The sequence below is a fragment of the Alphaproteobacteria bacterium genome, from assembly GCA_041396705.1.
Lineage (GTDB): Bacteria > Pseudomonadota > Alphaproteobacteria > CALKHQ01 > CALKHQ01 > CALKHQ01.
In genome coordinates, this window is the sequence record JAWKYB010000024.1 from 50,910 (window position 1) to 61,952 (window position 11,043).

Annotated in this window: 9 protein-coding genes; 8 read left to right on the plus strand and 1 reads right to left on the minus strand. The window is 69.2% G+C overall.

Features of this window, described 5'->3' with window-relative positions; all coding sequences use genetic code 11:
- The 6 genes from pbpC to R3F55_24630 all read left to right on the plus strand — a co-directional run bounded on the left by pbpC (window position 1) and on the right by R3F55_24630 (window position 5,294).
- On the plus strand, window positions 1-2,124 hold the full coding sequence (gene pbpC / locus R3F55_24605; GenBank protein MEZ5670558.1) for a penicillin-binding protein 1C: 2,124 nt from the start codon (window positions 1-3) through the stop codon (window positions 2,122-2,124).
- Complete coding sequence (locus R3F55_24610; GenBank protein MEZ5670559.1) at window positions 2,102-3,094, plus strand: M23 family metallopeptidase; 993 nt, start codon at window positions 2,102-2,104, stop codon at window positions 3,092-3,094. Before pbpC ends, R3F55_24610 begins: the two co-directional genes overlap by 23 nt.
- Before the next feature lie 211 nt (window positions 3,095-3,305).
- A complete protein-coding gene (locus tag R3F55_24615; protein ID MEZ5670560.1) occupies window positions 3,306-3,686 on the plus strand; it encodes a filamentous hemagglutinin N-terminal domain-containing protein in 381 nt (126 codons plus the stop codon).
- A 268-nt stretch (window positions 3,687-3,954) separates the two neighbouring features.
- Window positions 3,955-4,122, plus strand: coding sequence for a hypothetical protein (locus R3F55_24620; GenBank protein ID MEZ5670561.1), 168 nt, complete (start codon window positions 3,955-3,957; stop codon window positions 4,120-4,122).
- A complete protein-coding gene (locus tag R3F55_24625) occupies window positions 4,119-4,772 on the plus strand; it encodes a hypothetical protein (GenBank protein ID MEZ5670562.1) in 654 nt (217 codons plus the stop codon). The genes R3F55_24620 and R3F55_24625 overlap by 4 nt, the downstream gene beginning before the upstream one ends.
- A 45-nt stretch (window positions 4,773-4,817) precedes the next feature.
- Entirely contained in the window at window positions 4,818-5,294 is a 477-nt protein-coding gene (locus tag R3F55_24630; GenBank protein ID MEZ5670563.1) for a hypothetical protein, read from the plus strand.
- On the opposite strand, the gene R3F55_24635 is transcribed toward R3F55_24630, so the two are convergent.
- Window positions 5,265-5,765 carry a hypothetical protein gene (locus tag R3F55_24635; protein MEZ5670564.1) on the minus strand — a complete coding sequence of 167 codons (501 nt, stop codon included), beginning with the start codon at window positions 5,763-5,765 and terminating at the stop codon, window positions 5,265-5,267. The two genes, R3F55_24630 and R3F55_24635, sit on opposite strands and share 30 nt — an antisense overlap.
- Window positions 5,766-6,094: 329 nt before the next feature.
- Here R3F55_24635 and R3F55_24640 point away from each other — a divergent pair, with 329 nt between their 5' ends.
- Both R3F55_24640 and R3F55_24645 read left to right on the plus strand, forming a co-directional pair.
- Window positions 6,095-6,496 (plus strand): hypothetical protein, encoded by a 402-nt coding sequence (locus R3F55_24640; protein MEZ5670565.1) that lies wholly within the window; start codon window positions 6,095-6,097, stop codon window positions 6,494-6,496.
- Window positions 6,402-11,043 (plus strand): hypothetical protein (locus R3F55_24645; GenBank protein ID MEZ5670566.1); only part of this gene is annotated, 4,642 nt, incomplete at its 3' end. The genes R3F55_24640 and R3F55_24645, both read left to right, overlap by 95 nt.

The following is an 11,043-nucleotide window of genomic DNA, read 5'->3' on the forward strand; positions in this document are numbered from 1 at the left end:
ATGGCCCTGCGACGCTGGCTGCGCCGACTCGGCATCGGCGCAGCCGGCCTCTGCCTCGTCGCGCTGGGGACCGGGGCGATCCTCGACCGGCTCTATCCGCCGGTGCTGGACCGCTACCAGGATCGTTCGGCGGTGGTGCGCGATGCCGACGGCACGGTGCTGCGCGCCTTCACCAGCTCCGACGAGATGTGGCGCCTGCCCGCCACCGTCGACGACGTCACGCCATTCTACCTGCAGATGCTGGTCGCCTATGAGGACCGGCGTTTCTGGTCGCACCCCGGTGTCGACCCGCTGGCCCTGGCCCGCGCCTTCGGCCAGATGGTGGCAAGCGGCGAGGCGGTCTCCGGCGGCTCCACGCTGACCATGCAGGTGGTGCGCCTGCTGGAGCCGCGGCCGCGCACGCTCGGCTCCAAGCTGATCGAGATCGCGCGGGCGATCCAGCTGGAGCTGCACTACAGCAAGGAAGAGATCCTTGCGATGTACCTGACGCTGGCGCCCTATGGCGGCAACCTGGAGGGCATCCAGGCCGCCTCCTATGCCTATTTCGGCAAGCCGGCCGACGCGCTGACGCCGGGCGAGGCGGCGATGCTGGTGGTGCTGCCGCAGTCGCCCACCCGCTGGCGGCCGGACCGCGACATGACCGCGGCGCTGGCTGCGCGCGAGAAGGTGCTGCGCCGGGCGTTCGACTATGGCGTGATCGACGCGCGCCAGCTTGCCGAGGCGCTGGAGGAGCCCCTGCCGACCGGCCGGACCGCGATGCCGTTCGACGCGCCGCAGCTGGCCCAGCGGCTGGTGACGCAGGCGACGGCCGGTGGCGGACCGGCGCCGGTGATCGACACCACCATCGACGGCCGCCTGCAGCGCGCCATGCAGGACCTCGCCCAGCGGGCACTGACCGACCTCGACCCGCAGGCCAACGTCGCCATCCTGGTGGTCGACAACGCCACCGGCGCCGTGCGCGCCTATGTCGGCTCCGGCGACTTCTTCGCGGAAGCGCGCGAGGGACAGGTCGACCTGGTGCAGGCGGTGCGTTCGCCAGGCTCGACCTTGAAGCCGTTCATCTACGGCATGGCATTCGAGGACCTGCTGCTGCACCCGCAGACCTATATCGACGACACGCCGATGCGTTTCGGCGACTACGACCCGACCAATTTCGACGGCGGCTATCACGGCCGGCTGACCGTGCGCGAGGCGCTGCAGCGCTCGCTGAACGTGCCGGCGGTGGCGGTGCTCGACCGGCTCGGGCCGACGCGGCTGGCCACCCGGCTGCGCCAGTGCGGCATGACGCTGAACTTCCCCGGCCTCGACCCCACCGCGGCGCTGCCGCTGGCGCTGGGCGGTGTCGGGGTGACGCTGTGGGACCTGACCCAGGCCTACGCCGCGCTGGCCAACGGCGGCGCGGTTCGCCCGCTGCATGTCGCCGCCGACGTGGCGCCGACGATGCCCGAGCGCGATGCGATCGTCAGCCCGGCCGCCGCCTGGTACCTGACCGACATCCTTGCCGGCACCTCGCGCCCCGACGACGTCCTCGACCCCGCCTTCCGCCTGGACGGCGCGCGCATCGCATACAAGACCGGCACGTCCTACGGCTATCGCGACGCCTGGGCGATCGGCTACGACGCGCGCACCACCATCGGCGTCTGGGTCGGCCGGCCCGACGGCAACTCCAGCCCGCAGCGGACCGGCCACGCGACGGCGGCGCCGATCCTGTTCCAGGCCTTCGGGCTGATTCCGGACCCCGGCCGCGGCGTGGTCGGCCCGGCGCCGGACGGCGTGATCGACCAGCTGACCGCCGACCTGCCGTCGCGCCTGCTGTCGTTCGACGCGCGGCCTGGCCCGGCCGTGCCGCTGGGCACCATCAGCGTCAGCCAGGATCTGCGCATCGATTTCCCGGTCGACGGCAGCACCGTGGCGCTGCCGTCCGGCCCGTCCGGCCAGGCGCCGTTGCCGCTGGTCGCGGCCGGCGGCGCGCGGCCGTTCGTCTGGATGGTCAACGGGGCGCCGATCCCGGCATCCGCGATCAGCCGGCAGACGGCGTGGCGGCCCGACGGACCGGGCCAGGCCAGGATCACCGTCATCGACGCCAACGGCGAGAGTGCCAGTGCCGAGATCTGGGTCCAGTAGCGCCGCATTCCTGTGCGCCGCGCTGGTCTGCGGCCCGTCGTCTGCGTTCGAGTTCCTGACGCTGCCGGTCGCCTGTACCCCCGGCACCGACTGCGCCATCGCCAGCTATTTCGACGCCGAGCCATCGGCCGCGGCCGGCGACTACACCTGCGGGCCGATGACCTATGACGGCCATACCGGCGTCGACTTCGCGGTCACCGACTATGCGGCCATGGACGCCGGCGTCGCGGTGCTGGCAGCGGCGCCGGGGCGGGTGATCGCCACCCGCGACGGCCAGCCCGACCGCCGCGGCACGGTGGACAGCCGGACGGTCAGCGGGCTGGAGTGCGGCAACGGCGTGGTCATCGACCACGGCAACGGCGAGGTCACCCAGTACTGCCACATGCGGCAGGGATCGATCCGGGTCCGCAACGGCCAGGACGTCCGCGCCGGCGAGCCGATCGGCCTGGTCGGCCAGTCGGGCAACTCCGAGTTCCCGCATCTGCACTTCGAGGTGCAGCTGAACGGTCGGCCGATCGACCCGTTCAGCGGTCGGCGCGCCGACGGCTGCGGCCTTGCCGGCATCATGAGCTGGTCGCCGGAGACCGCTGGCGCCCTGCCCTATTTCGCCGGGCTGCCGTTCCACCTGGGCTTCGCGGCCGCGGCGCCCGATGCCGCGGCGATGCGGGCCGGCGACTACGACGGCGCGACCCTGTCGACCGAAAGCCCGCAACTGGTGTTCTGGGCCGAGATGTGGGGCGTGGTGTCGAGCGACAGCATCCGCATGACGGTGACGGCGCCGGACGGGACGATCCTGGCGGACAACCGCACCACCATCGACACCACCCAGACCCGCAGCTACCGCTTCATCGGCATACCAACGCAGGACGACTGGCCCTCAGGCACCTATTCCGGCGAGGTGGTCTACGACCGGGCAGCCGACGGCCACAGCTGGACCCGCACGGTCACCGTCGAATTGCGGGCGCCCTAGGTCGGCGGCACCCTCGTCGGTTGGCGCAAGTCATTCGGAATTAATGTAAATTCGAGAATTCGTTAAGGTCTCGTTTACAATTCCAAGGGCGACATTGTGGTGAATTTTCCGTAAAGTGTTACGGAATGGGCCTGCGTCGCGTGGGGGAATCTGCGATCTGGCCTGCGTTTAGGCACGCCCGGCCGAGTCGGGCGGCACAGGGGTGATCGCAATGTCCCTTCGGCGAAGCGGCAAGGATGCCGCCACCCACGCACATTACGCCCGGATTGCCGGGGTGACAGACTGCGCCCATCGGCGGCTCGCCTACCGCGCGACTTCCGCACTGACCGCGCTGTCGATCGTCGGCGCCAGCATCCTGCCAGTCCCCGCCCTCGCGCTGCCGCAGGACGGCAACGTGATCGAGGGCGATGCGACGATCACCTACGGCGAGAACTCGATCGTCATCCAGCAGAACTCGGACCGGGTGATCATCGAGTGGCAGTCGTTCGACGTGGGTGCGAACGAGAGCGTGAACTTCATCCAGCCGTCGGAGCTGGCGGCGGCGCTGAATCGGGTGCTGTCGGGCGAGGCCTCGGTGATCCTGGCTCGCTGACGGCGAACGGCGATCACGCTGGTCAATCCGGCCGGCATCGCGTTCGGGGCTTCGGCGAACATCGACGTGGCGGCGATCACGGCGACGACGCTGGACATCATCAACACCAACTTCATGGCCGGCGACCTGGTGTTCGACCAGTATGACGACCGTTTGCCGACGCCAGCGTGACCAACGACGGCACGATCACGGTGGGCGACCGGTCTGGCCGCGCTGGTGGCGCCGGGGTGGCGAACAACGGCATCATCCAGGCGCGCACGCCGGTGCGGTGGTGCTGGCGTCGGGCACGGCGGCGACGATCGACTTCTACGGCGACGGGCTGATCAACTTCGCGCTGACGGCGCCGACGCAGGCCCCGCCCCGGTGGACGCGAAGGGCAACCGCGCTGGATGCGCTGGTCAGCAATCGGGCAGATCTGCCGACGGCGGCACGGTGATCCTGACCGCGGAGGCGGTGGGCGGGATCGTCGACAACGCGATCAACATGGACGGCGTGATCCAGGCGGTCGATCCAGGGCCGCGACGGACAGATCGCGCTGGTCGGCGGCGACGGCGCCGGTGCGGTGCAGGTGGCGGGCACGCTGGACGCCTCGGGTGCCGAGGCCGGGCACCGCCGGCGGCACGGTCATGTGCTGGGCGACGAAGTGGCGCTGAACGCGGGCGTGGACATCAACGTCGCCGGCCCGGCTGGCGGCGGCACCGCGCTGGATCCGGCGGCTCGCTGCAGGGCGGCGCCAACGTCGGCAGCGGCATCCAGTATGCGCGCCAGGATTCCGTCACCACCATCATCGCCGACGCGGGCTTCGACGCCGGCGGCTATGTCCCGACCAGTGCCATCGCCTATGTCGATGTGGCCTCGGAGATCGACGCCAGTGCCACCGACAGCGGCAACGGCGGCACCGTGATCGTCTGGGGCAACGGCCGGACCACCTTCCATGGCACCATCGCGGCCGCCGGCGGCGCCAACGGCGGCGATGGCGGCTTCGTCGAGACCTCCGGACGGGAGATCGCGATCGCTGGAACGGTCGACACCGGCGCTGCGCATGGCGGCACCGGCCTGTGGCTGATCGATCCGGACCGGATCTGACGGTGGACGCGGCGCTCGCGGCAAGCATCAACGCGTCGGCCACGAATGTCCAGCCTCGTTGCCGACGATACCATCACCTTTGCCAGCGCGGTTTCGATCGTGGCGGCCGGCGTCGGGCTGACCGCAACCGCGGGCGACCTCATCACCGTCAACGCCAGCGTAGCGACCAACAACGGCGACATCACCTTTCCTGGCCGACAATTTCATCATTGGCGCAGATGTGGGCTGGGCTCCGCCACGGTGATGTTCGACAGGGTGACGGCGGGCGCTTTCGGCCTTGGCTTCAACGGCGGTGTGGCGGTAACGTGGCTGAACTCCCGGCCACATCTTCGCCACGAACCTCGTTTTCGGGATCCGACAGCCGCCGCCAACAAGATCACCCAGCTGGATATCCAGGGCACGTTCGACCTCAGCGGCACCATCTCCGGTCTGGTCCAGCTCAACGCCCTGAACAACGCCGGGTCCCTTCATTTCGCCCTCCGGGACCCAGACCTACGGGTCGGTCGAGTTCAATGCCAATGACGGCATCACGTTCATCGGCGCCGAGACGCTGACGACCACCGTCGGCGATGCCGTCTTCAACGTCGACGCGGACGCGACCGGCGTTATCGGTGGTTTCGACGACTTCCGCACCCAGGGTGGCGCGGTCACAATCGCCAGCGCCGCCGATATCGTCGTCAACGCACCCCAGTACAGCGAAATCGCCGGCGGTACGCTGTCCTCACCGCCGCCGGCGCGATCACCTTCCAGCGCAGCATCGCCGGCACCATCGGTGTCGGCGACGGCGCCAGCGGCGACCTGACCTTCAGCGATGCCCAGCTGGCGCGCCTGAGTGCGGCGACCCTCAATTTCGGTGGGCCGACAACGCCGAACAATACGACCGGTATCGACGTCGCCGGCGTCGACCTCACCCACGTCGCCAGCGTTGCCTTCAACACAGCCGGCACGACGACCTTCGGCGGAGCCAACAGTTTCGCCGCAGTCGCCACCCATGGCGGGACGACTTCGGTGGGTAACGGGACCACGGTCGACGCAACCGACACTATCGCCTTCGACACGGTGACCGTGTCCCTGGACGGCGACCTGACCGCGACCAACGGGATCACCGGCACCGCGTCGACGGTCGATGTGCTGGCTCGGCGGCGGCGCGGAACTCCAGGATGCCGTCGACGTCGCCGCCATTGGCGCGTTCGTCAGCGTGTCGGCCGGCACCTACGCGGGCTTCACCATCGACGTCGAGGGCCTGACGATCGACGGCTTCAATGCGCCGACGATCAACGCCGCGAGCCCGGCGATCACCATCGCGGCCCAACGGGGTGACGGTGCAGGACCTGCTGTTGCAGGGCACGGGGCTGGCCGACCAGGTCGGCATCCTGCTCGACGGCACCGCAGCGGCAGGGCTGACCGGCATCACCATCCAGAATGTCCAGTTCGCAAACCTGGACGACGGCATCCGCAGCCAGGGCGACATCGGCATCGGTGCGGCGGCGGACGTGACCATCCGCGGCAACTCCGCCGGCGACAAGAGCGTCGAGGACTTCCTCGACGCTGCCATCGACGTCGGCGACACCGACGGGCGACGCCACTTATGTGATCCAGGACGTGATCGTCCGCGACGGCTCCACCGACTTGGACGCTATCGCCACCGGCGACGACGGCATGCGCTTCGGCAGCATCGGCGGCGCCACGATCCAGCGCGTCGAGATCAGCGACACGACCAATGACGGGATCGCGTTCGGCACGCTGGATGCGGCGGTGATCGCGGTGCTGAACAGCACGATCGCGATCGCCATCACCGGCCGCCATGGCCTGAACTTCGGATCGCTGGACGTCGGCAGCGACGTCAGGATTTCCGGCAGCACGATCACGGCCGGTTCCGACGGCATCAACTTCGGGACAATCACCGATTCCACGGTGCTGGTCGGCGGTGCGACCGCTGCGGAAGGAAACAGCATCGCGGTCGGGGCCACCGGCTCGGCAATCGACTTCAACGGCGCCATCGACAACAGCGCGGTCGCCGTTGCAAGCAACAGTTCGCTGCAGTCGACCGGCACGACGCAGGCGATCGAGTTCGGCGACATCAGCAACAACGCCGACGTGGTGATCGTCAACAACCTGGATATCGCCGGCGGGCGGAGCGGGGTTTACGTCATCGGCGACATCGCCGACAGCACGCTGACGATCGCCGGCAACACGATCGCCGGGACCAATGACGCGGCGATCCGGTTCGGGAACTCGTTTGCCAATACGATCAGCGATGCGAAAGTGACCATCGGCAGCGCCAACGTAACGGTCGACGGCACCCCGCTTGTCGCAGGCAGCAATACGCTGACCGGCGGCGGCATCCGGTTCGTTTCGGCGCTGGTGGACAACACCGACGTCACTATCGTCGACAACCTGGTCGGCACCAGCCTGGCGCGGGTCGGCGGCGACGGCATCGCGTTCGAAGGCGGTATCCAGGACCACGCGACGGTGACGCTCGACGGCAACGCCGTCTATGCCACCGAGCGGGCGATCGACGTGGTCTGGCTGGAGTCGCCCGACACGCTGGACATCGCCGGCGGCACCTATGACGGCACCGGTGGCGCACTGCGGGTCGACAACACCGGTGTGGCCGGATCGACCAACGGCCGGCTCGACGTGGGTGCGGCGACCTTCGTCGGCGGCTCCGGCAGCACGGTCTTCGAAGTGCTGACGGATGCAGGCAATGCCGGCGTCGACATCGACTTCAGCGGGTCCGCCGCCATTGACGGCGGCGCCACCGGCATGCGGCTGTCCGGCCCCGGGATCGACATCCTCAACGACACGCTGGGCAGCATCGCCTTCGCCAACCAGGCGACAAGCTATATCGAGCTGGCCGACGGCGCCGAGTTCCTGCCCGGCAGTCCGACCGTGATCGACGCCGCAAGCGTGACCTTCGCCGGGCTGACCGGCTTGGCCATGACCCCGGCGCAGCTGCTGGCGACCGAGGACATGATCACCCACTTCCCGGACGACGCCACCCTGGGGCTGATCGACATCTCGCCGCTGTTCGTCATTTCGGGCGAGAGCATCCAGACCGCGGTGAACTTCGCCGGCGGGCTGGTCGGCCCGCAGACCGTGACGGTGGGCGGCGGCACCTTCGGCGGCTCGGTCGAGGTCTGGGTCGACGACCTGACCCTGGTCGGCGCCGGCGCGACGACCATCATCGACGCCGATGCCGTCGACCCGTATGACAACAACGGCGATGTCGACAACGGCTTCCAGGTGGCGGCGATTTCCCGCGCCTCCAGCAGCGGCGACGACACTGTCACCGGCGTCACCATCGACGGCTTTGCCTTCACCTCGTCGACAGCCGGTTCGAACACCGGCGTCGTGCTCGGCGAAGACACCGGTGTGGTCCGGGCGGCGGAGAGCACCACCATCCGGAACGGCAGCTTCACCGACCTGCTCGACGGCATCGACGCCCCGCTGCTGGGCGGCACAACCACCATCGATACCGTGACGATGACCGACATCGCCCGGCGCGGGTTCAACCAGGGCGACACGTTCGGCCTCGGCGCCGGCGATGCGGTCGTCATCCAGCACAGCAGCATCACCGCCGCGGGCAACGCCGTGCGCTTCCGGCGCTTCCTCGCCGGCGGCTCCGCGGTCACGCTCTACGACAACACGCTGGTCAGCACGGGCGACTCCGCGGTGCAGTTCGCCGGCGGCGCCGGCAGCGCCACCATCGCCATCGTTGACAATGCGGAGATCCGCGGCGCTCAGGACGGCATCCTGTTCGACAATCTGTCCTCAAGCGCGGCGACCTACAGCCGCAGCGCGATCATCATCGCGGGCAATACCGACATCATCGGCGAGAGCCGGGACGGCATCCGCGTCACCGACGACCTGAGCAACGTCGCGATGACCATCGGCACCGCGACGGCCACGGTGAACGGCAACGCCATGGCGTTCGGCGCCAACGGCAACATCGTCGGAGCCGAGCGCGGCATCAACCTGACCCGCGGGATCGGCGGCAATGACGCCAACCTGACCATCGCCAACAACACGCTGATCCAGGGCCAGACCTTGGACGCGATCCGCTTCGGCTCGTTCATTTCCCTTGCGACCGTCGGCATCGTCGGCAATGCCGAGATCCGCGGCGGCGAGGACGGCATCGAAATCTTCAGCGTCACACGCTGCGGGCCGTGCACCGCGGACAACCGCCCCAGCCTGGTGATCGCCGGCAATGACGGCATCTTCGGCGATGGCGCGTCGAGCGACGGCATCCATTTCCTCACCAGCATTTTCGATGCGGACGTGACCATCGGCACGGCCACCTTCGTCGTCGACGGGGTCGACACCGCGTTCGGCGGCAACGGCCAGATCGTCGGCGGCGACGACGGCATCGACTTCGGGTCCCTGCAGCGGTCCGCAACGGCGCTCGTCACGGGCAACACGCTGATCCAGGGCCTGACCGGCAGCGGCATCGAGGTCGCCGGCGCCATCAGCGAGAATTCCGAGTTCACGGTCTCCGGCAACACGGAGATCGTCGGTGGCAGCGCCGGCGTCGCCTTCCTCGCCGCCATCGATGCCAGCGCGGTGACCATCGACGGCAACGACATCGCCGGCAACAGCGACGGCATCGCCTTCGCCGGCGCCATCGGCGGCGACAGCACGGTCACGGTCAGCAACAACACGCGCGTCGCCTCGCTGGTGGACACGGCCGGCATCAACGACGACGCCATCGCGTTCGAGGGTGCTGTCAGCGGCGCCGGCACGGCGATCCTGATCGCCGACAACGCGCTGATCGAGGGCCGCGACCGCGGCATCTCGTTCGACGGCGCGGCGACGGTCAGCGATGCCTCGGTCACCATCCGCGGCAACACCGTCACCGGCCTCGACCTCGACGCCATCCTGTTCGACACCCTGCTGAGCAATGCCACGGTGCTGATCGGCGGCGCCACCGACGCCGACGGCAACACGATCGTCGGCGACGACGAGGCGCTCGACATCGACGCGATCGTCGGCGGCACCTTCACGCTGTCGCACAACACGCGGCTGGCCGGGATCACCGGCGACGGCATCGAGTTCGAGGGCGCGATCTCCGGCGGCGCCGCGATCGCGGTCACCGGCAACCGGGAGATCAGCGGCGCGCTGACCGGCGTCAACTTCGAGTCGACGGTCACCGATGCGACCGTCCTGATCGACGGCAACGGCACAGCGACCCTGAACGGCGCGGCCTACAACGGAGCCGCACCGGTCAACCTGGACAACTTCGTGATCACCGCCGCGATCAGCGGGGCGGCGGGCAGCGCGATCGCCTTCACCGACGCCATCGGCGGCGCGTCGGCCGTCACCATCAGCCGCAACATGATCACCGGCAGCACCTACGGCGTCAGCTTCGACACCATCGGTGCGACCGGCACGACCAAGGTCCACAACAACTTCATCCTCGACAACGCCGAGGACGGGGTCGACTTCAACGGCTCGGTCAGCAGCCGGGTCGAGGTGTTCCAAAACTTCATCGCCGACAACGGCGGCGACGGCATCGACGTCGATTCGTCGGCCAGCGTCGGCACCGGCAACCTGTTCGTGCAGCAGAACTTCCTGCCGGGCAGCGCCTTCGCCCACGGCAACGGCGACTTCGCTTTCAACCTGCGCGGCACCGGCACCCCGAACCTGGAGGCGAACTGGTGGGGCTCCACCGGCTTTGCCGCCATCGCGGCATCGCTGCGCCGCGTCGACGTGCCGGTCACCGCGCAGGCGTCTGGTGTGGACACCAACATTCCGGCGGCGCCGGGGGCGACCGGACTCAACCCGTTCGCGTTCCAGAACAACCTGGTCTTCACCATCGAGCGTCCGACCACGCCGCCCGACGTCGACCCGAGCGACCTGGACTTCAGCATTCCGGACCAGACCGACCCGGCCTCGGTGCCCGGCGACGTGGCGTCGGGCCGCGCCGGCCTCGACTCGACCGAGACCAGCGAGAACATCTTCGCCAACCCGTACAACCTTTTCGGGGAGAGCGACCTGGCCGAGCTGTCGCCGGCGGCGGGCGGGCAGAGCTGCCAGCTTGTCCCGATCGAGGGCGGGCTGCGGTTGACCTGCGAGGCCAGCGGCGGCGACGCCAACGAGGCAGCGCCGAGCGACGACGAGGACTTCGGCGCGCTGTCGCCGGGGGCGGGCGGAACGCCGGCGCCGGCGCCGAACGTGCCCGGGCTCGATCCCGGGCTGACGCTGGAGGACCTGCTGAACATGTGGCTGTTCAACTTCGGCACGCCGCTGGACACGGCACCGGAAGCGCTCG